Raw genomic sequence first — 22,169 nt, 5'->3', positions numbered from 1 at the left:
GCCTGCGAGGGCAGTCATTGGGACCGGTCATGGCGGCCGGTAAGATCCGCACTTGCATGGAAAACAGCTTCCGATGCTTGTGCGAAATTGACTCCCACCCAGTGCGTCGCTTGCCGAAAGCATTCAAAAACAGCAGTAGCGAGCGTGTCTTTTTTCCATCAGAAGCCAGGCCACGGAGGTCTCCGCGTTGTCCGTAAGACTTCGATTGAAATCGCGATTGTCGAACTTCCGCGTTCGGGATTCACTGTTACCGGAGCGACAGTGTCGATGCCCGTCGTGCCGCGTGCAGGTGCTGACTTCAAAGATCAAACGCTAACCGTGCTGACGTCCGCGACCGAATCGACAACGCGAAGAGCAAGTTCGCGGGGTGGCTGTTCGGAAGTCTGACTCGCGATATGCATCCACGCCAAGCCGTGCGTTATGCTTTGTTTCATCACCATCATCCTTCCCAACTTCGTTTATCAATCGCATGAACCTTCATTCACGTTGCTCTTGCCTGTTCGCCGGATTCGTCGCCGTTGGAATAGCCAGTGGGCTGGTCGGCGCCCTGCCAGTCGGCGCCGACGATTGGGCACAGTTCCTTGGCCCGACTCGGGATGGCACGTCGTCCGAAGTCGAATTGGCTGATTCGTTGGACAACGTCCGTGTCGCTTGGCGAGTCCCTGGCGGTGTCGGGATGTCGGCCGTTGCCGTCGCCGATGGAAAGGCGATCACGATGTACAACGAAGGCAATTCACAGCTGCTGGTGGCGATGAGTGCCCAGACAGGAAACAAGATTTGGAACGTTTCCGTTGGCCCTGCTTACGAGAACGGACAAGGCGACGGACCGCGAGCCACACCGACGATTAGCGGTGGCATGGTGTACGCGATGACGGGTAACGGATGGCTGGCCGCCGTATCGCTGGACACTGGAAAGTTGAAGTGGAAAACGGACATTTTCGCTGACGGCGGAAAAGCATCCGAGTACGGCATGTCGTCATCGCCTTTGGTCGTCGGATCGAACGTGATCGTTCACGCCAATACTCCAAGCGGCACCGTCATCGGCTTCGACGCTGAAAACGGCGACAAGGTTTGGGCAGCCGCTTCGGGCGCGGCTGGCTATTCATCACCAACGCTGCTAGAAATCGGCGGTGTCAAACGAATCGTTAGCTTCACCGGAACGGCTGTCTACGGCATCGATCCATCCGACGGTCGCGTGCTTTGGAGCTATCCCTTCAAAACACCGTACGACTGCAACACGGCATCGCCGATCAACGTTGATGGTGGCGTGTTCATTTCGGCGGGCGAGAACCACGGTTGCGTCTTGCTGGACATTAAGAACGATGGTGGAAACGACACAGTGACCGAACGCTGGTCTTCGGTCGACACGAAAAGCGTGATGCGAAACGAATGGCAAACATCGGTGGTCGTCGACGGATACCTGTATGGATTCGACAACGTCGGTAGCGCCGGGCCCACCACTCACTTGTCGTGCATCCGAGCGTCCACGGGAGAAACGGTGTGGAGCGAAACACGCTTCGGCAAAGGCAATCTAACGCTCGCCGACGGCAAGCTATGGATCACGACGATGAAAGGCGAATTAGTGCTCGTCAAAGTTTCTCCCGAAGGCTACCAAGAGCTGGGCCGCAAGCGATTGTTCGCAACCACGCGTCAATCGCTCTCCATCGCAGACGGGCACGGCTACATCCGTGACGACACAGAAATAATCTGCCTAAGACTTAAATGACCCTGCTGCTTGAGCGGCGGAACATCACCACACTTTTGGCAATGACCCGACCAGCGTATTTCCATCGCATGCAACTTTTCTGCGACGGACAGGGGATCTAGGAGGGGAACCCATCGACGGGAAAGACCCCGTTCAAAACGGCTTACGCCTCCGTTCCAACCAGCTCGATTTGTTCTCGCGATGGGCTTTTTCGCCCACTTCTGACGGAGCCGTTTCCAGAAAGAAAAATTGGCTCACAGCCGCTAAAATTCGATTCGGGTGGGCTTTTTCATGGATGCTTAAGCGTCTGAGACACCAAGCCGAGCCATCGCTGCGGGGAAAAGAGGCTGTGCCTAGCATGGAACCCCCATTCAGTATCTGAAACCGTTTTCAGCCCGCCGTACGATGGAAGGACGAAAGCGACTAGAATCAGCATTCCGCTTTAGCCTATTCTGTCTAAAACGTTACCCGAATTTCCCCAAGACGATTCACAATGATTTCAAAACGTAATTTCACCCGACGTGATTTTCTGCAGACGACCGGCGGGGCGACCGCTGCTGGCTTCTTCATGGGCACGAGCGCCGTCACACGCGCCCAAGACTCACCGAACGAGCGACCTGTCTTCGCCACCATCGGGCTGAGAAACCAGGGCTGGACGATTACGAGCAAGACGACCAAGTTCGCGGACTTTGCCGCCTTTGCTGACGTCGACGCCAATGTGCTGGGCGCTCACATCGAAAAGCTCGAGAAAGAATCTGGCCAGAAGGCGCAAGGCTACAACGATTACCGCGAGGTACTCGATCGCGACGACATCGATGCGGTCATGATTGCGACGCCAGATCATTGGCACACAAAGATCTCCGTCGAAGCCATGTTGGCCGGCAAGGACGTCTACTGCGAAAAGCCTTTGACGTTGACCATCGACGAAGGAAAACTGATCGAGAAGATTGTCAAGCAAACCGGCCGAATCTGTCAGGTTGGGACGATGCAGCGAACGGAAATGGACCATCGCTTTCTCAAAGCAATCGCTTTGATCCGAGACGGTCGTATCGGCGAGATCACCAAGGTCACCTGTGGAATCAACGGCGCCACAGGCTCGCCAGTGATCCCAGCGATTGATGCTCCCGAAGGCCTCGATTGGGACATGTGGCTCGGCCCAGCCCAGAAGGTTGACTACCGGGCCCTGCCAGAGATGCGTGAAGGTTACGGGGGCGGCGTGCCGCTCTACACCAACTGTCACTACGCGTGGCGGAACTGGTATGAGTATTCCGGTGGTCAGATGAACGACTGGGGCGCCCACCATGTTGACATTGCGACTTGGGCGTTGGGCGCGGGCGATACCGGACCCAACAAGATCACGCCGGTCAGCTTTTCGTTGCCCGTCGATTACAAAGATGGCTATCCAACCGTCGGCGACCAATACAATTCGCCGACCAAATTTGAAATCCATGCCAACATGCCCGGTGACATTCCGATGGTCATCACCAGCGAGGGAGACAACGGCATCCTGTTCGAAGGAACCAAGGCTCGCTTCTTCGTCAACCGCGGCAAACTGGCGGGCAAACCCGTCGAGGATCTGGAAACCAATCCGTTACCCGAAGGCGCAGTAGAAGCAGTCTACGGCGGACCGGTTAGCCAAAATCACTCGGCTAACTTTATCGAGTCGATGGTTTCTCGCGAGCAACCGATCTCGGACGTGTGGTCACACAACCGGATGCTTGAGACCTGTCACCTTGCAAACATTTCGATCCGAATGGGCCGCGAATTGAAGTGGGATCCGACCAAACGTGAAATCATTGGCGACGATGAAGCCAACGCGTTCTTGTCGCGAGAATCGCGAAAAGGTTTCGAGATCAATATGTGATCCGCCGTGTAGGCGAGACATTCTTAGCCTCACAGATTCAAGGACACCGCGACATTGTCGCGGTGTCCGTCTCCTTATCCATCTCTGGGCAGATAGACTTACATCGGCTTGGCAGGACGCCCTTCGAGTCGGACGATCATGGCATGAATCGTATTGCGAGCGACTTCACGTCGCTCAGTCAACTAGTCTCGCACCTGCGTGACGGTGCCCTCCTCCTGATTTCAAACGACGTCCATGATCTCACGCTGCGCCTCGGCCAGCGACGTGGTGTTCTCTTTCGCCATGCGTCGATCCCCTTGAGCTCGTATTGCCGACCTGGCCTGGGCGTTTTGTAGCTCGATCGTCGGGTAGCAATCAACACGCTCAAGCGAACCTACCAGCGATGTCCTTTGATACAGACTATAAAGTTCTCCATCGTTGGCGTTGCTCATACATGTTTGGTGCAGCAAACCACGCCACGCACGTCTTCGCCATCCAGGCGAGGCGAGCGTGAATCGTGACCAAGTGAATGTATGAAACTTTTTTGGAGAAGCGATGTTCGTTGGAAAAGCAGTACGTCGGTGGCAAATGATCATCGTGGTGATAGCTGCCAGTGCTTACGCGAGCACCTCGGCGGGCGCTGCGGAAATTTCGTTTTCTACTTTCTTGGGCGGGTCGGAATGGGAACACGCGCGTGACGCCTACGTTGACGACGCCGGTTTCGTCTATGTCGTCGGAGGAACTCGATCCGATGACTTCCCCACAACAGGCGACGCATTCCAAACCAAGCATGACAAGACGGGCACCGAGATTGGAGCTGGAGGCTATTGCGATGCGTTTGTTTCCAAGTTCGATTCGGGCGGGCGACTGATTTGGTCGACGCTGCTTGGTGGTCCAAACTACGACCGAGCGTATGCCGTTGAGGTCGATAGCCAAGGCTACGTCTACGTCGCTGGGTGAGCCGGACCGGGGTTCCCAGTTTCCGAAAACGCAGTCCAGCCGACGTTCCAGGGTGCTGACGCAGGCATCTATGGCATGCAGAACGGATTCGTCGCCAAGATCAACCCGCAAGGTACGGCGGTCGTGTGGGCGTCTTATGTTGGAGTCGGATTACTCTACAGGGACGTTGCCCTAGACGATGCGGGGGACGTCTACCTTCCCATGAGCCATCCAGGCAAAGGTCTGCTTCCGCCGAGTTCTTGGTTCAAGGGAACCTTTCAACCAAGCCCGGGCGGCAATGCAGATACCGGAGCACTGAAAGTCACCTCGGACGGCCGTCACGTTGTCTGGGCAACATGGCTTGGCGGGACTGGCCTAGAAGTACCCAACACCGGCATTCGGATTGATTCTCAAAAGAACGTCTTTCTAAATCTGACGACCGAATCAAAGGACTTGCCAGCCACATCCGGAGTCCGTGATCGTACATACAACGGTGGCAAGGATGCTTACATCGCGAAACTGAGTCCCGATGGTTCGCGATTGATTTATGGCACGTACTTTGGTGGATCGGGCGATGAGTACGGAAACAGCACCCACAACTTGGCGATTGATGGGCTCGGGAATGCGCACTTGATAACCTCGTCTGACCGAGACGACATGCCCGTTACGCCGGGGGTCTTTCAAAATCGTCGGGGCGGCGGTCACGATATCGTCGCAACCAAGTTCTCTCCAACCGGTGCATTGTTACGGTGCACCTATCTGGGCGGCAGTGGCAATGATGATCTCGACGGTGCCCATGTTAACTCCCGTGGTGAGGATTTCTTTACCGGGACAACATCATCGGTTGACTTGCCAACGACCGAAGATGCCCTTCAGAATCAGAAATCAGGGGAGAATGACGCGATCATCGTTAGATTAAGCAGTGACTTCTCTCAATTGAGTTTTGCGAGTTATCTCGGCGGGAAAAGTTACGATGACGGGCGATCTCGCTTCTTGGATAAGAACGGTTTCTTCTACGTGGTTGGATCCACCAATGGATCCGGTTGGCCAATCGTTCACGCGGCTCAAAAAGAGTTTGCCGGCGGGGGTGGCGGCAAGGAACTTTGTTACCAAGGCGGTTGTTTTGCAGGCGACGTGATCGTCACCAAGATCGGATTTTGATCAACCAGCGAAGCCACTTGATGGCTCCAACTGCGACCGAACTTGCCGTGAAGCCTTGAACACGTCTTGTTTCAAGTTTCAACGGAAACGGAAACCGTAGCGAATCGTTCATCAAGGTGATAAACGCCATCTTCCGACACTGCAAATTTGGTTACCCAAAACTGGCGTTGACGCCACGATTCCGCCTGGACTAAGTTTCGGCTAACCAAATTTGGTTTCACAAACATCAAGCGGCGTAGCAAGGGAAAATTGATGGCTCGGCCCAAAACGAAGGAACTGACATCACGCGAACTGGCTGTGATGCAACTATTTTGGCAGGACGACTCAGCAACGGCAGAGGACGCCCGAAGCTTTCTCGAATCGTCCGGTGAATCACTTGCCTATGTCACGGTAGCCAACGTGGTTCGCGCTCTCGCGGACAAAGGATTCTTGAAGCAAATCAACGACGCTCGGCCATTCCAGTACAAGGCGATTCGATCATTCGACGACGTCTCAAAAGGCTTGGTCGGCGACTTGGTCAAACGTCTCTTCGCCGGCTCACGCGAAGCGATGCTCGTCCACCTCATCGACCAGCGAAAGCTAACCGCAAAAGAACGCGAGTACCTGATCGAAGTACTGGAAAAGCAGGGAGGAAAGAAATGAGCGTCTTCTTGCTCTGCGCTCTTCAGGTCACCCTGGTCCTGGCCGTAGCCCTGATGTTGTCGCGGTTGTTGTTGCAGCGTGCCCCGGCGCTGGCGGCCGAAATGGGTGTGACCGGGATGTTGGGCTCGGCCCTCTTGGTTCTGATCGTCTTGGCTGACATTCCAAGACCCTTCACAACGTCCATGATTCTTGGGTCAGACGGTGCGTCCGTTTCTCGTTCCCAGGACATCAACCTCGGAAGAGTAGAAGCAACCGAAACCATGGCCCAAGCTCAACCCGCAGCGAATTTCCAATGGCGAGCGATCTTAGATTCATTGAATCGCATTTCACACTCTGATTCGACGGCCGCGATGAATCAAATGGCTCGCACCACCTTATGGTACGTCGGATTCTGCCTGTCACTGGCGATGTTTTGCCGCATCCTTATCGGCACTTATGCGGTAGCCATCGCTGAAAAGGGCAGCAAGAGACTATGCAATCGAAAAATTGATTCGACCATTGCGACATGGCGCGACCAGCTGCGGATCACGAATCCGATCGAAGTTCGGATTTGTCCGTCGGTTCCCTCACCGTGCGTGACTTGGCTGCGTCGCGGGACGGTCTTGGTACCGGACGACTTTATGGAATGGTCGTGGAACGATCAAAGGACAACGCTGGCGCACGAGATGCAGCATATTCTTCGACACGATGCACTGCTGCGACTGTGCGTTGATGTATTGCATATCGCCGCTTGCTTTCATCCATTGTCGTACGTCTTGCGAAAGCAAATCGTATTGGCTCAGGAGCTGGCGACCGATCACGGTGCGATGGCGCTGATGGACAATCAAAACAACTACCAAGCGGGCCTTGCAAGTCTTGCTTTGCGAATCGACTCTCGGGCCACCTCGACCCGACCAACTTTCGGGGTTTCTGTTTCTACCAACGACTTGATCAGGAGGATCAAAATGTTGAGCTCTGTATCGTCGCCGCTTCCAAAGTGGCAGAAAGCATCAGCTGTCTTTGTGATGGCATCGGCCCTCACCTCCGTAGCACTGGTCTCGACAGCAGACGACGCTCTGAGGATCGCATCGTTGGCGAAGTCGAGCCAGACGCCAGCCGAACGATCGTTCCAGCGGCCGGCAAGCCGTCCATGGGAAGTGATTGGGCCAAGTGACAGCTATCTGCGAATGGATCTCGCAGAACTGAAAGTAAGAGATGAAGTCTTGCAGTCACTGAAAGAAATCGAAGGCGCGTTCGTCAAGGAAAAAGACGGATTCAGTAGAGGACTGCTGGCGGACAGCGTGCAGGTCTTTCAATCAGATCTGCACATGGCGACGAAGAGGCTGGCGCAACCCAACGATCAAGGCCACGAGTGGCAATTGACGCAAACCTTTGAGAAGTTCCACATTCGTTTCGACCAACCCATTCAGTGGGCGTCAATTGCGAAGGCTCTCGACTGGGAATGGCTTGGGTCACCTGAGAGCGAGTTGACGAAGCGTATGCGTGCCGACGTATTGAACATCGGTGAAAGCAAAGTGCTTGACTTGGCTCTCGGCGGAACACTGCCAACCCCGGTCAATCCAGAGCTTTCGCGACGGTTGTGGAAACGCATCGACGGCGGAACGGTAGGTGCTGTCTGGCGGGTAGATGCGAGTTTTCAAACAAAGGGAAGTGCCGAAGCGGACAAGAGCGGATTGCTCAAATTGCTACAGTCGTGTCAGGCCGTTGCAGTTGGATTGGATTTTGATGCCAGAATCCGTACCGCAAATGTGCGAATCGTGATCGCCCCGAATGAAGGTCAACGCATTGAAGACGTGCAAAGTCAAGTTGAGGCGTTTCGGGGCTTCTACAAAAAAGCGATTGCGGACCAAGCGGATCTAGAGGTTACCAACCGACGGCTCATACTAGAAGCCAGAGTTGCAGTCGAGACGCTGGATGACGATGGAACCGAAGTGATCGTTATCACCGGACGCGGTGAGAGTCTCATGATTTACTGCGATCACGCCCAAAATGTCTTCCTGGTCTTTGGGGCGGGACCAAGTCAGCTTTTGCAAGATCACGTCTTCCGGTGTTGGGATCCAAACCTCGTCACCGCCTAGTGCGACCTTTCGGCGACGATCAAAACGTGCTCGATCGAAGGGCTGATCGGTCAACCCAAACAACTCGATTCGGAACGGAGTGCCTTCGATCTGAATCTCGTTCTTCATCGAACCGCCAAAGGTCTCGAACGAGAACTGCGGATCAAACTTAAATTCGTTCCCGAGCGACTTGGCGAGTGCTTGCACATCCCAGTCCGACGTTCCGATGACAAAGTCGGCATCCGTCGTGGAACGGGGAAACGAGTAGTACATGCTGGAGAACGATCCCACGAGCATGAATTCAAGCCTAGCATCATTCAGTGCGACGATGATTCGCGATACCGCTTCTTGCAGCTTCACTTTTTCGCCAACGTACGATCTTGGATGCGACGCATCAGCTCAATCCGCTCGGCCAGCAACCGTGTGATCGTCGCATCATCAGCAAGCGGATTCTGATCGCGAATGCCATCCTCGACCACGCGAATGGCAAGCTCGGAATGCTCCAGTCCAGCAAGCACTCGCTGCTCCGGCAACGTGGTTGCGGCCTGAGCAACCCGAGAACGAATTGGATCGAGTGGTTGCGGGGAAATCATTTTATCGGTGCAGCTGAAACGAAACAAATGAGCTAGATCGCCGCCCAAGGAGGCTGAATCAATTGTATCCAAAAGATCATTGGACGAGAGTCGCAAACACTAGGGAGATCGGAGGTTTGCCTATGTGGTGGTGCGATTCTCGGTGCAGTGGCATCGGAGACGCACGCAGATGCGGCGACACGCGAGCAACTGCGTGTGGGAGCAATCGTGCAAAGCGATGCCTCGCTTCGCGAAGTGATCGACGCTTGGGAGGGCGTCTCGCCCGAGATGGGCAACGCGATCGCTTTGCTTGCCACTCAGGCCAAGTGACCCAACCCAAGATGGGCGATACAGGATCAGCGCAATCGCCCGAAACGCGGGGAATCAGCATGATCCCCGGTATAGGCGAAGCAGAGTGCGAAGCACTCTGCCACAGATTCCACCCTACGCGAGTTGGTGTTGCTGTGGTCCACTCTGGACCCAAGTGTCCAACTCGCAATCTTGACGATTGGCCAAAGTCGGGCTTCGCAGGGTTGAACGGCGGCGGGTACAATGGACGGACATACCCCACACGGAGATTGGCCGATGGACACGAGAGTTGACGCACCATTGCAATGGGTCGAGAGCATCACAATGCTCCGCTTGCCAGAGCAAGCCGACCAGCGTTTGCAAAATTTGATGGATCGCAACAACGAGGGTCAACTTACCGATCAAGAGCGGGCTGACTTGGCGGCACTCGCCGAACTGAGTGAGCGTCTTTCACTAGTACGCGCCGAAGCACTCCATCTTCTCGGTCGCAAGCCTTCCTAGCATCGTGGTTTCCACCGAGACACGACAAATCGAGATCGCCCGAGCAGGCGGTCGATGTGAATACTGCCGAATGCACCATTCGTTGCAGGGTGCGACGTTTCACGTCGAGCATGTTTTCCCACGTTCGGCAGGCGGTTCCGACGACGCCGAAAACTTGGCGTTGGCCTGCCCGAGCTGCAATCTTCACAAGTCCGATCGCGTGGCGGTCGCCTCACTTGGCTGGTCCGAACCGATCGCGTTGTTCAATCCGCGATCCCATCTCTGGTTGGACCACTTCGAGTGGGACGAGTATGCAATCGCGGGCAAAACGCCGATCGGCATTGCAACGATCGACGCTTTGCATCTGAACGACGAGCGTCGCCAGAAGATACGCCAAGCCGAACGTCTGTTTGACTTGTTCCCGCCAGAAGCCTGAACCCGACGGCGTAGTGCTTGTTACGGATTCTCGGCAAAGTCGGAATAAATCAGGGTGACTCCGCCGTCATTTGTTGACATTTCTTTGCCAATTCAGCGTCCGTAGAAACAAGTGCTTCGAGTTCTTGCTGTGTGAGCGGCTTGACTTGATGAGAACACCTGACATCGGGTCCGCTTACAAACTCCTCACTTTCGACGATGAAATACTGACCAGTGTCTTTGTTGATGTAGAGCGACGTATCCTGCTCGTATTGGCCGTAACTATTCAGCCTTCTGTGGCATCGGTGGCATGTTTCCGGTTGCCGCGTCGATAGCGAGGGCATCGAGGATCGTCGCTAATGGTTCACGTCCACGAAGCCGAAGCGTGCGAAATACCGTCATCAACACCGACTGAGTCAACGCACCGCGTTCACTGTGGTTGCAATAGCTGTTCTTGCGAATCATTACGGCCGGACGAATCGCTCGCTCCCCGGCATTGTTGTCCGACGGAACATCATCGTGCCACAAAAACGTCAACAACTCATTGCCGTACTTCAACAGACGCTTCGGCTTGGCAGGCGGTTTGGCGAAGTGTCACGGGGCGCTGAAAAGGGACCAGTGATGGGCGCCTGAAAGTCCTCCACATAGTGAGGGGGTTGGCCGAATTACTGTTGTTCGTTTTGCAAACAGCGAAACCGAGAACGGGAGACTGTGGCCAATCATTTAAGCGTGACCAAGTCCAATGCGATCAAGAAGTTACATCAGCAAGGCCAGTCCCAGCATCAGATCGCTGAGGCTCTCAGCGTCGATCGAAAGACCGTTCGGCGGCATTTGCAGAACCAGGAACCGGCTCAGTACGCCGCCGCCGATTCAAAAGGGACCGGGGCGCCCACCGGCTCGGATGATCCGCCGCCGGTCTCCCAAGCGGTCACGTCGGCCAGTCAGTGCGAGCCGTTTCGGCAACTGATCCAAGACAAACTCGACCAAGGGCTTCACGCTCAGCGGATCTTCCAAGACTTGCAGCTCGAGCGTGACTACCAGGGCAAGTACTGGAGCGTGCGTCGGTTCGTCAAGAAGCTCCGCACTGAAAACCCACAAGCCTTCCGGCGCATCGAAGTCGCGCCAGGCTGGGAAGCTCAAGTCGACTTCGGCACCGGCGCGCCGGTCGTCGGCAAGGACGGCAAGCGAAGACGCACCCATGTGCTTCGAGTCGTCCTGAGTCACTCTCGCAAGGGTTACGCCGAAGTTGTGTTCAGGCAGACCACTGATGACTTCATTGCGGCGTTGGAGAATGCGTTTTGGCATTTCGGTGGCGTTCCCAAAACCGTCGTCATTGATAACCTTCGCGCCGCAGTGAAGAACCCCGACTGGTACGACCCCGAACTGGTTCCGAAGCTGCGCGCCTTTGAGCAACACTACGGCATTACGATTCTGCCGACGCGGCCGTACACGCCTCGTCATAAAGGCAAGGTCGAACGTGGCGTCGACTACGTTCAAGAGAATGCACTACGTGGTCGCTCGTTCGCAACACTTTTGGAGCAGAATGATTTTCTCACACACTGGGAAGCGACCGTTGCCGACTTGCGAATTCACGGAACGACTCGCAAGCAAGTGGGCAGTCACTTTGAGGCTGCTGAGAAGGATACACTGCTGCCGCTTCCCACCGAGCGGTTCGCAAACTTCAGTGAAGCTCGCCGCAAGGTCAACCGCGATGGACACGTTGCGATCGATCGAGCGTTTTACAGCGCGCCTCCGGAGTATGTCGGCCGCAATGTGTGGGCGCGGTGGGACGCTCGCACGGTGCGTCTGCTCGATGATGATTTGAAAACCATCGCCGTGTTCGCCCGCAGCGAACAGGGCAAGTTCAACACCAAGACTCAGCACATCGCCAGTGAAAAGATCAACTCTGTCGAACGAGGCAGTGCGTATCTACTCAAAAAGACCGCGTTTATCGGGGTTCACAGCACTCGTTGGAGTCAGTCGATGCTGCGGCAGCGTGGCATCGCTGGCACCCGCGTTCTACAAGGACTGCTGTCGTTGACGAATCAGTATCGCTGCGACCAGATCGAACAGGCGTGTGAGATCGCGTGGCGTCATGGTGACTTTCACTTGCGGACGATTCGCAAGTTGATCCAGCGTGGCGGTCCGGTTCAGGAACTGATGCCGTTCCTGGAAGACCACGAACTGATCCGACCGCTGGCGGATTACGAACGCTTCGTTCACGAGTGCGTTCAGAACCAATTGACTTCTTAACTCTTTCCCAAAACGTTTCATGGAGGAAACGATCAATGAATGAATCACTCTCACGAACTCTGCGCGAACTGCGTCTGGGCGGCATGGCCGAAACGCTCGAGGTTCGACTTCAAGAAGCCACCGCAAGCAAGCTAACTCACCTGGAGTTCTTGGAACTGGTGCTGGCCGATGAATCGCTGGTTAGAAACGATCGCAAGATCGACCGCGGTGTCCGTCGCGCAGGCTTTCGCGATGTGCGCCGATTGGAAGACTTTGACTTCTCTTTCAACCGAAGCATCGACCGCGCGAAAGTCTTTGACTTAGCCAGCGGACACTTCCTTCGCGGTGCCAAAGACGTGCTGATGTGTGGCCCGCCCGGAACGGGCAAGAGTCACCTCGCTCAAGCGATCGGTCACGCAGTGATACGATCAGGCGCGATGGTCTATTACCGCAGCATCTTTGATGTGGTGCGTGACTTCTTGCACGACGAAGCGATGGGCGGTGAAGAGAAAGTGCTGGCGCGTTACCTCAAACCTGACCTGTTAATCATCGACGACATGGGGATGAAGCAGTTGCCCAAACGCAGCGGCGAATACCTATTCGAGATCATCATGCGTCGTCACGAAGTTCGCAGCACGATCATGACGACGAACCGCCCGCTGGAAGACTGGGGCAAACTGATCGGCGACGTACCCAGCGCCAGTGCGATCCTGGATCGGTTCCTGCAATCGGCGGAGATCATGAAGCTCACAGGCCGTAGCTACCGTCTGAAAAATGCCGAGAAAAGTTCAAAAGGGACCAAAGCGCCCACCGGCTCGGAAGCCGAAAAAGATAAGTAGATCAGGCGAAACCGCCCGATCCCAAACCACCAATTTCAAAAGGGACCAGAGGCGCCCACAGGTGGTCCCTTCTCAATCGCCCAGTGACAGCGAAGGGGGAGATCGCAGCGGAAGGTGTGTTGGGGCCAATGGTTTGCGAGGTATTCGCCAAACGCTGCTGAATCGCCAGCAGCGTGAAAACCAAGCACTCGGGATCACCCAGAGCAAAGCTGCGGGCGTCGGCTTCGCTGAGCTGGTTGCTGAGCAGCTTATCGAGCAAACTCGAATCGATCGTCGGGGCGGTGGTGGTGGCTTCGTCCATGGTTTGCAAATCAGAACGAATCCGCCAAAATCAGCCAACACCAATCTCACGCGGCTGAATAGTTACACCTTCCGTTGAAGCGACGCATCGAATCTCTGCATTCGCGTTTTCAATGAGTTCTTCAATGTTCGATGAGATTCTGACCAGCTCCAAGGCCTCGAACTCGATTGGGCCTGCGTCACCTGGGATGCGGACTTTCGGCATGCTGATGATGGATGGATTTACTGTTCGTTTCGAGGAAACAAATGGCAAAAGATCAACAAAGCAGAACGTCAGTCATACCTGAAGAACGCGTATCGAGTGCTGTTAACGCGGGCAAGGCACGGAATGGTAATCTGCGTTCCCGATGGCGATGCCAAAGATCCAACACGGGCGCCCGAATTCTATGACTCGACCTATCAGCACCTAAAGTCGATCGGAATAGATGAGCTTTGACCGCTTGGCGATCAGATTCTCATATCACCATCTTCTTGGTCACACGCAATCGCTAGGGCCGTTGCATTTCGCAAAAAGAACCAACCGTATTGCTTAGCCATTTTCACAAGTGCGTGGGCAGCGTCCGGTGTCCAGTCGTGAACGTCGATCAGCTTAGCCTCAATCAACTCCCAACTTGGATTTTGAGAGTCTGAAACCAAAGCCGAGTATTCATCAACGAGGTTCGTTAAACGAGAAGGTGCCGAGCCAGGCACGTCGTTCGGGTTGAATTCTTGCCCGCTTGGCTCCATGTTGGTCATCCTTAAATCTTCAATGCTGCTTCAGCAACTAGCAGTGACATTGGCGAGTTCACGAATCCGTCGCGACCACGATTTCAGGTCGTTTGTGATTTCTTCCATGATTCGACACACCGGACCGATCGGTTCGTTGATCCCTTGTTCCCAATCGCGAACCGCCCCCACGGACACGCCAAGAAAGTCAGCGAACACGGCCTGGCTCACTTGCAACGACTCTCTAACTGCTTTGACTTGCTCGCCGCTAAAGGTTGCTGGGCTTAAACTCAACTTCACTTTGCGAACAGTTAAGAACGTCGATAGATCATCGACGCTATCGACCGCTTCGAGTTTCTTGGCGAAGCGTTCGAGACGCTCCACCAGTTCGCTGCCGACTGTCTTTTCAGTTTTCTTGTTCATGTTCAACCTCGGGGTTTTTCACCGTGAGTTCTCCTTCAACCACTTGTCCGTGATCGCAATGTACTTCTTGATTCCAGCCTTTTCGCTCGCGGACAAATTGTCTTTTCGATTCTTCGGGTACGCCATCATCATCAAGACGATGTGGTACTCGGCGAAGTACGCGTAACACACACGAACGCCGCCGCTCTTCCCCTGGTCGCTGCCTGCGATTGCGAATCGGACCTTTCGCAATCCACCCGTTCCCGCGATGATCGGCGGCCCTTCCGGATCACTCATGATGAGCATTTCGAGTGTCCAGAGGCTCGACTCATCGTTGTCACTCGAGCAGATCGACTTCCAATCATCCTGGAACTCGTCGAGGTACACGAAATAGAGAAGTTCGTCGCCATTCATCTACCAAGTGTACGGCGAGGCCGCATAGAAAGCAAGATTAGTTTCGGATCGAACCGAGGATCCCCACAAGCAGAGCATCCGCTTTTCTGTGTTCTACGCTTCTGGACGGGCTTTCGCGGTCGTTGAGACGATCGTCGCCGCGAAGGCGATTTTTTTGCTGGGCATCCTGCACCTTCAGACCTACGCAGTTTGCGTAACGCTCGAAAGATCTCGAAAGATCTCGAAAGATCTCGAAAGATAAGGAACAGCCACGGAAACACGATCGCGACTCCGCCGCCCGCGAAGCCGAGCCATTTGCCAAGCAACCACCACGCGAACTTGTCTTTCGCGTTGTCGATTCGGTCTCGGACGGGGCCTCGGTTCCAGCGGCGGTTATTTGTCCATGGGTTGAAGTCGTCATCGGCGGGCTCCAATTCTTCGGGGTGTAGATCCCTGCTGCCGAAACCCCAGCGATCCAAGAACGCGGTCAGGCGGTCGCCGCGAAGCAAGCCGCTCGATGTGTGTTCAAGCCTGCCGTCGACGAAGACCATCAACGTTGGTGTCGTGCGGATGTTGTAGCCCTTCGCGTTTGCCTTCGCGATGTCGATCGTTTCGTAGCGAACATCATCGGGCATCGAGCGCTTTTGCAGTTCGCACGGGCGGCAACCTGCCGACGTGACGAGAACCAAACGCACGCGAGATTGCCAAAGCTGAATCGCATCTTCGGGCAGCTCGGTATCAACGGCAGAGACTTCGCCGCCAACGAACGAGCGAACGGCGGCGGCGTTCATCGCGAGTCAGTGACCATCGCCGGTTCGCCACGCGACTAGGCCGATCACGCGAGAGCCGTCGTCGTTGAACAACGGCGAAGCAAGCCGTAGCGACCTCGAGTGGACCGCACGAGGAAGTGCAAAAAAAGCCCGCGCAACGAAGGCTTGTTTCCACTTCTTCCCCCTTTGCTCAACCTGAAGCAAAGCGACGGGATGGGCGATACAGGATCAGAACATTCGCCCGAAACGCGGGGAATCAGCATGATCCCCGGTATAGGCGAAGCAGAGTGCGAAGCACTTGCCACAGATTCCACCCTACGCGAGTTGGTGCGACTCTGGTCCACGCTGAGCGACGAAGCAAAGCAGATCATCGTTTCCATCTTCCAGCGTTAGGATTTCCTCGTTGTGCTTCCGCCGGTTAGAATAAGTGCGTCGTTTTTCACTTCCGTTTCGGAGCCTTTCGTATGTCCGTTGATCTTCCACTCGATTCGATGTCCGTTTCGGAAAAAATGCAAGTTCTTGAAACGGTTTGGTCGAGCCTGTGCCAAAATCCCGGCGATGTGCAATCGCCGGAGTGGCATCAGCAAGTGCTAAAGGAGCGGACACAACGCTTGGAAAATGGCGAAGCATCGGTTTCGACGTGGGCGGATGCCAAAGCACGATTGCTTAAGCTAGGCCAATGATCGTTCAAATCAGCAGCGATGCTGAATCCGATATCGCCGACGGATATCAGTACCGCGAACTGACTCGATCGGGAATCGAGCGACATCGAGTTGTTTCGATCGCCGATTTTGACTTGAAATTGTTTATCGACTCAGCGGGCGGCGAGACTCTGAAAGTGTTCCGTGCTGAGCTCAATGCGATGCTTGCCGATCCACGAGAGTGGGAGATTTATCGTGTTTGCTCTCGAACCAACGAGTGTATTGCCTTGTTCGCGATTCGAGTCTTGAACGACGGCGGCCGAGAAATTCATCGACTTCGATTGAACCGGCGACTTGTAGGCACCCGCTTCGGACGCATCCTTGCCGAATATTTCGCGGATCAACCGCTTGGCGCATGGAGAAGCGGACAACGTAGAACGATTACGATTTCAGATCGCTTACCGACGCCGCTTGTCGTGGAAGCGTGTACCCGGCGGGGCTGGTGTCAGGCCGACGGGTCGCTGTGGAGGCTCTCGTTACCCGGAGTGTGGAACCAAGGCAGCCTAAACGCCGAACTTTCGGCGATGAGAGACTCGGGAGTCGTCCCAATGGAGCTTGCAAGGCAAATTTCCCAAACCGTAGACTTAGATCATGGTTGCATGGGAAATGAGGTTGAAACGCAGCGACTTGAGTGTTTGATTCATCCGGGTAAGGTCACTTTCGGTCAACTTCCAACTTGGGTGATACCGATACAACCACGATGGGCACAGGAACTCTTCGACTTCCGGCTCTGGGATATGCCACTTTTTAATCCTGAAACATCGCTCGTCATCAACCCGGACTCCGCGTACTACAAAAGTCCACTGCAGGGTCCTAACTCGCAATTTGGCCGGATTCTGTGGTACGTCAGCGGGGACAAACGAAAGGGCGGTGGTCGGGTTCGGGCTTGTTCGGCATTGACCAAACGTGTCACGGGGACTGTCAAGAATTTGTTTGGCGAATTTCAACGGTTTGGTGTCTACGAATGGCGCCATCTGATGGAACATTTTAAAGGCGCCGACGCCCAAGGCTTGGCAATTGAATTCACCAGCACGGAGTTATTCGAGAACCCGATTACTTTTGACGACGTAAATGATGTTTTAGAATCTCACGGAATGAGGCGTCAGCAGTTCATTTCCGCCGTCGCAATTCCGGACGCCGCTTTTCACGAAATCTATTCGCGATCCACACAACGTGAGTCTTGAGTTATGCTGTTTTTGTCTATTCATCCTGAACACGTTAAGGCGATCGTTGAAGGCCGAAAAACGGTCGAGCTTCGCAAACGCCAACCAAGCGTTGACCCCGGTTTCGCGGTCGTCATCTATGCGACAATGCCGACGTGCGAGGCGGTTGCGGTCGCCACCGTTGAAGCAATTCAAGTTGGCAAACCTAAGACGATTTGGCGAAATTGCGGAAAACTAACTGCGGTTTCAGCACAAGCGTTCAACGACTATTTCGATGGTGCCGATAAGGCGGTCGGCATTCACCTGTCGAACATCGCTGTTTTCAAAGAACCGGTTTCTCTCAGAGAGCTTCGCAAGCGATGGGATGGTTTTCAACCGCCCCAGCAGTATCGCTACCTCGACTCAAAGCAACAAAAGTTCATTGCAACTCGAGAAAAGACTGTTGGCGGTTGTCTGCTTTCTTAGCTGCCTAAAACTATATGAGAAGCAATAGGCAGCGAAATGTTTATCGTTTTGGGGATGGCCGTCGTTTACCAGCGATAGTCGTTCTCGGTTGCTGGTTTCGCGACGGGCGTTTGTTAACAACGCAACCTTCGGCATCCGTACTATGCAGCTTGCGTAACGCTCGATAGATAAAGAACAGCCACGGAAACAGCACTGCCGCTCCGCTGCCCGCGAAGCCGAGCCATTTTCCGATCAGCCACCGTGCGAAACGGTCTTTTGCCTCGTCGATGCGGTCGCGGATTGGCCCGCGATTCCAGCGTCGTGGATTGCTCCAGGGATTGAAGTTGTCGTCGGTGCGATCTGCATCGTCGGGCTGGGTTTCGTTGTCAGTGAATCCCCAGCGGTCCAAGAACGCTCGCAAGCGGTCGCCGCGAAGCAGGCCGCTCGATGTGTCCTCAAGTTTGCCATCGACGAATACCATCAGCGTTGGCGTCGTGCGTATCTTATAGCCTGCCTCGTTTACCTTCTCGATGTCGAATGTCTCGTATCGAACATCGTCGGGCATCGAGCGCTTTTGCAGTTCGCATGGTTGGCATCCAGCGGCGGTGACGAGAACCAATCGCACGCGAGATTGCCAAAGCGGAATCGCATCTTCGGGCAGCTCGGTATCAACGTCTGAGACTTCGCCGCGAACGAATGACCGAACGGCGGCGGCGTTCATCGCGAGTCAGTGACCATCGCCGGTTCGCCACGCGACTAGGCCGATCACGCGAGAGCCGTCGTCGTTGAACAACGGCGAGCCGGATCGACCAGGTAACAGTAGATCAAGCCGCGAGTGCGACGAACGACGTGACCGCGTTGCAGGCTGACGGCGGCCCCTCCATGGGCACCAACCGTCAGCACGGTTTCGCCATCCTTGGCGCCACCTACTGCAAGCGGCACAGCGGGCATTGGTCCAGGGAAAGCTGATCGCGGAAGTTCGACAATCGCCAAATCAATTGAAGAGTTGCGGGCGATGTGCGAACGTTCCATCTCTGTTTCGGGCGACCTGGGATCGGCCCGGACCGATAACCCGAATGCTCAAACTCAAGACTCACGCGGTTGCCGGTTCTGCCGACAACGTGTGCGTTTGTCAGAACGCGGTAGCTGTCCTCGTCGGCATCGAAAATGACTCCACTGCCTCGGGCATTGCCCGCGAAAATGCGACAGGAGACCCGCAAGACGCTGTCGATTTCTTTGACGGTATTCGAATCGGGCAAGACTGTATCGGCGACTGCAGCAGCAGCGGTGAAGACGACAACGAAAACAGCAGTGATGGTGCGACACATTCAAAAACCTCCGTGTGAGCAACTATGACTACACGTAGGATGCGAGCATTTCGCTGATGTTCAAGCATCGTTTTTCCTGAGGTCAAACGCAGTTGGTGACTGCTGCGGACTCGGTGTGAATCGTGTTGACTTGAGTGGCCAAAAAACTTGCTGAATCTTTTTCGGACAATTCCGATTTCGGTCGCGACCGAACGTGTCAACGATGTCCGAGACAATCCAAAATTGCCGCAAAACTTTCTTGGGTTGCAAGGTGGTGCACCGAATGGAACCCAGTGGAACGGAGTGGCAAGCGGAACGATGAGGGTCAGAGTTTCTTGGGTCTAGTTGCCGGACGCAGACGATCTTGTCGGTAGCATCGTGTTTGTCGCGAGCGACGTTCGACTGAAAAGTCACGACGCCGATTCAGGATGATTTGCTCGGAAGCAATCGCGACGATTTGTGGCAAGCAAGCCGCAAAGAAAACAAGCCCGATGAGCTGAAACTCACCGGGCTTGCTGTTGGACGGTTCCGACTGAAAGGAAGAAGCAAGCCGTAGCGACCTCGAGTGGACCGCACGAGGAAGTGCAAAAGAAAAGCCTGCTAAACGCAGGCTCGATTCCAACTCCGCCCTCTGCTGTCCACTTGGGACAAGGGCATTTAGTGGGCGATACAGAATTCGAATCTGTGACCTCTACGGTGTGAACGTAGCGCTCTAACCAGCTGAGCTAATCGCCCGGTACTATCCGTTCTAAAGTAGCGTTCGCCCGGTGGGCGGGCAAGGTCGGCGGGCCTCGGATGATGGTGCGTTGGTCGCAATCACTTGACGGAGCCCGCCTTCCGGATGTTTGTCCTGCGGCAATGCCGTTTGCCGGGTCAGGATGGTGGTTTGAACTTGGGCGCTTTCGGTCCGGCGGGTTCCTCTTCTTCGTCGTCGACTTCGGTTGTCTTGGAAGACTTTGAGTCGTCGACGGAGAGGTTCTTTTTGGCTTCGTGTTCGGCCAACCGGAACTGCTGCTGGACCTCGTTCAGTCCTCGACGGAATTCGCGGTAGCTGCCGCCCAGTTTTCTGGCTACCTCGGGAAGGTTGCCGCCGAACAGGACGACCGCGATCACGCCGATGACCACCATCTCAAATGGTCCGAGTCCGAACATGGATTACGCCCGATCGTCGCGCGGCTTGGACGGCTCGTCTTCGTCCACCGACTCGCTCATCCCACGCTTGAACTCGTTGGTGCTGCGTCCCAGGTTTCGCATCAGCGTGGGCAGCTTGGACGATCCGAAAAGCAACAAAATGATGCCGGCGATGATCGCCAACTCCAACGGGCCCGGGGCGCCGAACGCGAAGACGGGGTCCGCCATGCTGTCGGTCAATCGATTCACAATCATCGTTCTCTCTCGCAAAAAAGGGTCTACAACGACCCCAGACTCAAGACCGGCGAAAGCGGGAAGATCAATCAGCCGGAATGGAACGTCGGCTGATCACCTCCAGAACCGATGGTCGGGGGGGACAGGGCGGAAGCACTCGCGTCCGCGTCGAGCTCTTATTTTATTGTCTTCTGCCAGATAGTCAAAGGCGGATCGAGTTTATGGGGATTCAGCGTCTTGATTCGGCGAAACCGCACGAAACACAGCTCGAATCACCACGATCTGGACAGTCACTCGACGGCGGATGGACTCGGTTTAGCTGGCCGCGTTACTGGCCGCGTTACTGGGCGAGTTACTGGACCCTGGGGGTGGCCGGCGGCTTGGTTTACGATTGGGGCTGGTCCGCAGCTCTAACGCAACCGCTTCCCCGTACTGACTTTGATGCAAGACTTTATCCCGACGGTAGTCAGCGTGGTGGGGGTGTTCTTGCTGATGGGCACCGGCGCGTTCTGTCGACGGCGTGACTGGCTGACACCCGAAGCGGATCGGTCGCTCGCCAACCTGACCGCGAACGTGATGCTGCCGGCCTATTTCGCGAATCGGATTCTTACCAGTCCCCAGTTTGACTCGGCCGCCGCCGCATGGACGCCGCCCTTCATCGGATTCGGCATGACGGCCATGGGATTCGCCGTCTCGTTCACGTTTGCACGGCTGTTGGGCCGCTTCGTTGGGCTGGAAACCGACGCGAAACAGCGAGCGTTTGCGTTGTGCGCGGGTATCTGCAACTACGGGTACATCCCGTTACCACTTGCCGAGTCGGCGTATCCCGATGCCGTCATCGAGCTGATCCTGCACAACGTCGGCGTCGACTTGGCGCTGTGGAGCATCGGACTGGCCATCATCAGCGGCTCGGCAGGCGACGGTCAATGGAAACGGGCTATCTTTAGCCCGCCCTTCATGGCCGTCATCATCGCCTCGGTCGTGCGCCAGATCGGCGTCGATACGCAGATCCCGACTCCGGTGGTGACGGTGCTGGGGAAACTGGGTGGGTGCGCCGTGCCGATGGGATTGATGCTCAGCGGCGCCATCATCGTCGACTTTTTGCGTGGAGCCAACTGGAAGGGCTCGGCAAGAACGGTGCTGTCGGCGATCGGGATCCGACAACTGCTGATCCCGGTCATGATGCTGGGATTGACGGTCGCACTGGGCGTCAGCGTCGACATGAAACAAGTCATGATGTTGCAAGCCGCCATGCCGGCAGCCGTATTCCCGATCGTGTTGGTGCGTCTGTACGACCAAGACAGCGAAACGGCGCTGCGGGTCGTTCTGTCCACTTCGCTTGCCGGCATTGTGTTAATTCCCGTTTGGCTGGCCTTGGGTGCTTGGTGGTTGGGAGTTTAAGACTTCATTGAAAACAAGATGCGAG

General features: G+C 55.4%; 31 protein-coding genes, 1 tRNA gene and 2 pseudogenes. 18 read left to right on the top strand and 16 right to left on the bottom strand.

Annotation, left to right across the window (positions count from 1 at the left end):
• Nucleotides 1-305: 305 nt before the first annotated feature.
• Nucleotides 306-434 carry a hypothetical protein gene (locus Poly51_RS31560; RefSeq protein WP_261344109.1) on the bottom strand — a complete coding sequence of 43 codons (129 nt, stop codon included), beginning with the start codon at nt 432-434 and terminating at the stop codon, nt 306-308.
• Nucleotides 435-469: 35 nt separating this feature from the next.
• Between Poly51_RS31560 and Poly51_RS06240 the strand changes: the two genes are divergently transcribed.
• Nucleotides 470-1,726, top strand: a complete 1,257-nt coding sequence (locus Poly51_RS06240; protein WP_146455491.1) for a PQQ-binding-like beta-propeller repeat protein — start codon at nt 470-472, stop codon at nt 1,724-1,726.
• A gap of 472 nt (nt 1,727-2,198) precedes the next feature.
• Nucleotides 2,199-3,569, top strand: coding sequence for a Gfo/Idh/MocA family oxidoreductase (locus tag Poly51_RS06235; RefSeq protein WP_146455489.1), 1,371 nt, complete (start codon nt 2,199-2,201; stop codon nt 3,567-3,569).
• A gap of 221 nt (nt 3,570-3,790) precedes the next feature.
• Here Poly51_RS06235 and Poly51_RS06230 read toward each other — a convergent pair whose 3' ends face one another.
• Nucleotides 3,791-4,000, bottom strand: coding sequence for a hypothetical protein (locus Poly51_RS06230; RefSeq protein WP_146455487.1), 210 nt, complete (start codon nt 3,998-4,000; stop codon nt 3,791-3,793).
• A gap of 103 nt (nt 4,001-4,103) precedes the next feature.
• Between Poly51_RS06230 and Poly51_RS31185 the strand changes: the two genes are divergently transcribed.
• The 4 genes and pseudogenes from Poly51_RS31185 to Poly51_RS31180 all read left to right on the top strand — a co-directional run.
• Nucleotides 4,104-4,508: an SBBP repeat-containing protein gene (locus Poly51_RS31185; RefSeq protein WP_246114302.1), complete on the top strand. Its 405-nt coding sequence runs from the start codon at nt 4,104-4,106 to the stop codon at nt 4,506-4,508.
• Nucleotides 4,509-4,583: 75 nt separating this feature from the next.
• Complete coding sequence (locus Poly51_RS06225) at nt 4,584-5,648, top strand: hypothetical protein (protein ID WP_246114301.1); 1,065 nt, start codon at nt 4,584-4,586, stop codon at nt 5,646-5,648.
• Nucleotides 5,649-5,900: 252 nt separating this feature from the next.
• Nucleotides 5,901-6,290, top strand: a complete 390-nt coding sequence (locus Poly51_RS06220; RefSeq protein WP_146455485.1) for a BlaI/MecI/CopY family transcriptional regulator — start codon at nt 5,901-5,903, stop codon at nt 6,288-6,290.
• A pseudogene (locus Poly51_RS31180) lies at nt 6,287-7,228 on the top strand (M56 family metallopeptidase); the annotation flags it as partial. The gene Poly51_RS06220 and the pseudogene Poly51_RS31180, both read left to right, overlap by 4 nt.
• Nucleotides 7,229-8,173: 945 nt before the next feature.
• Here the strand turns inward: Poly51_RS31180 and Poly51_RS06210 are convergent.
• Both Poly51_RS06210 and Poly51_RS06205 read right to left on the bottom strand, forming a co-directional pair.
• On the bottom strand, nt 8,174-8,644 hold the full coding sequence (locus Poly51_RS06210) for a DUF6036 family nucleotidyltransferase (RefSeq protein ID WP_246114407.1): 471 nt from the start codon (nt 8,642-8,644) through the stop codon (nt 8,174-8,176).
• A gap of 59 nt (nt 8,645-8,703) precedes the next feature.
• Nucleotides 8,704-8,940 (bottom strand): hypothetical protein, encoded by a 237-nt coding sequence (locus Poly51_RS06205; RefSeq protein WP_146455478.1) that lies wholly within the window; start codon nt 8,938-8,940, stop codon nt 8,704-8,706.
• 147 nt (nt 8,941-9,087) lie between these two features.
• On the opposite strand from Poly51_RS06205, the gene Poly51_RS30315 reads away from it, so the two are divergent.
• From Poly51_RS30315 to Poly51_RS06195, 3 genes are all read left to right on the top strand, one after another.
• A complete protein-coding gene (locus Poly51_RS30315; protein WP_186775375.1) occupies nt 9,088-9,249 on the top strand; it encodes a hypothetical protein in 162 nt (53 codons plus the stop codon).
• 255 nt (nt 9,250-9,504) lie between these two features.
• Entirely contained in the window at nt 9,505-9,729 is a 225-nt protein-coding gene (locus Poly51_RS06200; RefSeq protein ID WP_146455476.1) for a hypothetical protein, read from the top strand.
• Nucleotides 9,730-9,733: 4 nt separating this feature from the next.
• The gene (locus tag Poly51_RS06195) at nt 9,734-10,144 is read left to right on the top strand and encodes an HNH endonuclease (RefSeq protein WP_261344108.1); all 411 of its coding nucleotides are present in this window, start codon (nt 9,734-9,736) and stop codon (nt 10,142-10,144) included.
• Between the two features lie 260 nt (nt 10,145-10,404).
• On the opposite strand, the gene Poly51_RS06190 is transcribed toward Poly51_RS06195, so the two are convergent.
• Nucleotides 10,405-10,680, bottom strand: a complete 276-nt coding sequence (locus tag Poly51_RS06190; RefSeq protein WP_246114300.1) for an IS66 family transposase — start codon at nt 10,678-10,680, stop codon at nt 10,405-10,407.
• Nucleotides 10,681-10,851: 171 nt separating this feature from the next.
• Between Poly51_RS06190 and istA the strand changes: the two genes are divergently transcribed.
• On the top strand, nt 10,852-12,375 hold the full coding sequence (gene istA, locus Poly51_RS06185) for an IS21 family transposase (protein ID WP_186775374.1): 1,524 nt from the start codon (nt 10,852-10,854) through the stop codon (nt 12,373-12,375).
• A 35-nt stretch (nt 12,376-12,410) separates the two neighbouring features.
• The gene (gene istB / locus Poly51_RS06180) at nt 12,411-13,193 is read left to right on the top strand and encodes an IS21-like element helper ATPase IstB (RefSeq protein WP_146455469.1); all 783 of its coding nucleotides are present in this window, start codon (nt 12,411-12,413) and stop codon (nt 13,191-13,193) included.
• 1 nt (nt 13,194) lies between these two features.
• Here istB and Poly51_RS06175 read toward each other — a convergent pair whose 3' ends face one another.
• Nucleotides 13,195-13,494 carry a hypothetical protein gene (locus tag Poly51_RS06175; protein WP_146455467.1) on the bottom strand — a complete coding sequence of 100 codons (300 nt, stop codon included), beginning with the start codon at nt 13,492-13,494 and terminating at the stop codon, nt 13,195-13,197.
• Between the two features lie 159 nt (nt 13,495-13,653).
• Here Poly51_RS06175 and Poly51_RS06170 point away from each other — a divergent pair.
• A pseudogene (locus Poly51_RS06170) lies at nt 13,654-13,929 on the top strand (DNA/RNA helicase domain-containing protein); the annotation flags it as partial.
• An 11-nt stretch (nt 13,930-13,940) separates the two neighbouring features.
• Here Poly51_RS06170 and Poly51_RS06165 read toward each other — a convergent pair.
• From Poly51_RS06165 to Poly51_RS06150, 4 genes are read right to left on the bottom strand one after another with little or no spacing between them, the layout of a single operon-like run.
• The gene (locus Poly51_RS06165) at nt 13,941-14,228 is read right to left on the bottom strand and encodes a hypothetical protein (protein ID WP_146455465.1); all 288 of its coding nucleotides are present in this window, start codon (nt 14,226-14,228) and stop codon (nt 13,941-13,943) included.
• A gap of 21 nt (nt 14,229-14,249) precedes the next feature.
• Nucleotides 14,250-14,621 carry a helix-turn-helix domain-containing protein gene (locus Poly51_RS06160; protein ID WP_146455463.1) on the bottom strand — a complete coding sequence of 124 codons (372 nt, stop codon included), beginning with the start codon at nt 14,619-14,621 and terminating at the stop codon, nt 14,250-14,252.
• Between the two features lie 18 nt (nt 14,622-14,639).
• The gene (locus Poly51_RS06155) at nt 14,640-15,014 is read right to left on the bottom strand and encodes a type II toxin-antitoxin system RelE/ParE family toxin (protein WP_146455461.1); all 375 of its coding nucleotides are present in this window, start codon (nt 15,012-15,014) and stop codon (nt 14,640-14,642) included.
• Entirely contained in the window at nt 15,011-15,784 is a 774-nt protein-coding gene (locus tag Poly51_RS06150; RefSeq protein WP_146455459.1) for a thioredoxin family protein, read from the bottom strand. The genes Poly51_RS06155 and Poly51_RS06150 overlap by 4 nt, the downstream gene beginning before the upstream one ends.
• A gap of 165 nt (nt 15,785-15,949) precedes the next feature.
• Between Poly51_RS06150 and Poly51_RS06145 the strand changes: the two genes are divergently transcribed.
• Both Poly51_RS06145 and Poly51_RS06140 read left to right on the top strand, forming a co-directional pair.
• Entirely contained in the window at nt 15,950-16,156 is a 207-nt protein-coding gene (locus Poly51_RS06145; RefSeq protein WP_146455457.1) for a hypothetical protein, read from the top strand.
• Nucleotides 16,157-16,227: 71 nt separating this feature from the next.
• Nucleotides 16,228-16,446 carry an addiction module protein gene (locus Poly51_RS06140; RefSeq protein WP_146455455.1) on the top strand — a complete coding sequence of 73 codons (219 nt, stop codon included), beginning with the start codon at nt 16,228-16,230 and terminating at the stop codon, nt 16,444-16,446.
• 131 nt (nt 16,447-16,577) lie between these two features.
• Here the strand turns inward: Poly51_RS06140 and Poly51_RS30955 are convergent, their stop codons facing one another.
• A complete protein-coding gene (locus Poly51_RS30955) occupies nt 16,578-16,835 on the bottom strand; it encodes a hypothetical protein (protein WP_146455453.1) in 258 nt (85 codons plus the stop codon).
• Nucleotides 16,836-17,012: 177 nt separating this feature from the next.
• Between Poly51_RS30955 and Poly51_RS30950 the strand changes: the two genes are divergently transcribed.
• Together Poly51_RS30950 and Poly51_RS06125 are read left to right on the top strand one after the other, a co-directional pair.
• A complete protein-coding gene (locus tag Poly51_RS30950) occupies nt 17,013-17,648 on the top strand; it encodes a hypothetical protein (RefSeq protein WP_146455451.1) in 636 nt (211 codons plus the stop codon).
• 3 nt (nt 17,649-17,651) lie between these two features.
• Nucleotides 17,652-18,092 (top strand): ASCH domain-containing protein, encoded by a 441-nt coding sequence (locus Poly51_RS06125; RefSeq protein ID WP_146455448.1) that lies wholly within the window; start codon nt 17,652-17,654, stop codon nt 18,090-18,092.
• Nucleotides 18,093-18,132: 40 nt separating this feature from the next.
• On the opposite strand, the gene Poly51_RS06120 is transcribed toward Poly51_RS06125, so the two are convergent.
• Together Poly51_RS06120 and Poly51_RS06115 are read right to left on the bottom strand one after the other, a co-directional pair.
• Nucleotides 18,133-18,792 (bottom strand): thioredoxin family protein, encoded by a 660-nt coding sequence (locus Poly51_RS06120; protein WP_146455446.1) that lies wholly within the window; start codon nt 18,790-18,792, stop codon nt 18,133-18,135.
• A 44-nt stretch (nt 18,793-18,836) separates the two neighbouring features.
• A complete protein-coding gene (locus Poly51_RS06115) occupies nt 18,837-19,103 on the bottom strand; it encodes a trypsin-like peptidase domain-containing protein (protein WP_146455444.1) in 267 nt (88 codons plus the stop codon).
• Between the two features lie 44 nt (nt 19,104-19,147).
• Between Poly51_RS06115 and Poly51_RS06110 the strand changes: the two genes are divergently transcribed.
• A complete protein-coding gene (locus Poly51_RS06110; protein ID WP_146455442.1) occupies nt 19,148-19,417 on the top strand; it encodes a hypothetical protein in 270 nt (89 codons plus the stop codon).
• A 622-nt stretch (nt 19,418-20,039) separates the two neighbouring features.
• Here the strand turns inward: Poly51_RS06110 and Poly51_RS06105 are convergent.
• The 3 genes from Poly51_RS06105 to Poly51_RS06095 form a co-directional block, all read right to left on the bottom strand.
• Nucleotides 20,040-20,113 (bottom strand) — tRNA-Val (locus tag Poly51_RS06105).
• Nucleotides 20,114-20,251: 138 nt separating this feature from the next.
• On the bottom strand, nt 20,252-20,530 hold the full coding sequence (locus Poly51_RS06100) for a Sec-independent protein translocase subunit TatA/TatB (RefSeq protein WP_146455440.1): 279 nt from the start codon (nt 20,528-20,530) through the stop codon (nt 20,252-20,254).
• A 3-nt stretch (nt 20,531-20,533) separates the two neighbouring features.
• Nucleotides 20,534-20,764 (bottom strand): twin-arginine translocase TatA/TatE family subunit, encoded by a 231-nt coding sequence (locus Poly51_RS06095; RefSeq protein ID WP_246114299.1) that lies wholly within the window; start codon nt 20,762-20,764, stop codon nt 20,534-20,536.
• Nucleotides 20,765-21,184: 420 nt separating this feature from the next.
• On the opposite strand from Poly51_RS06095, the gene Poly51_RS06090 reads away from it, so the two are divergent.
• Nucleotides 21,185-22,144 carry an AEC family transporter gene (locus tag Poly51_RS06090; protein ID WP_146455438.1) on the top strand — a complete coding sequence of 320 codons (960 nt, stop codon included), beginning with the start codon at nt 21,185-21,187 and terminating at the stop codon, nt 22,142-22,144.
• Nucleotides 22,145-22,169 lie beyond the last annotated feature (25 nt).

Origin of the sequence: Rubripirellula tenax, from assembly GCF_007860125.1 — a bacterium.
Lineage (GTDB): Bacteria > Planctomycetota > Planctomycetia > Pirellulales > Pirellulaceae > Rubripirellula > Rubripirellula tenax.
The sequence above is the reverse complement of the archived record's forward strand: the minus strand, read 5'-3'. Positions and strand labels throughout refer to the sequence as shown.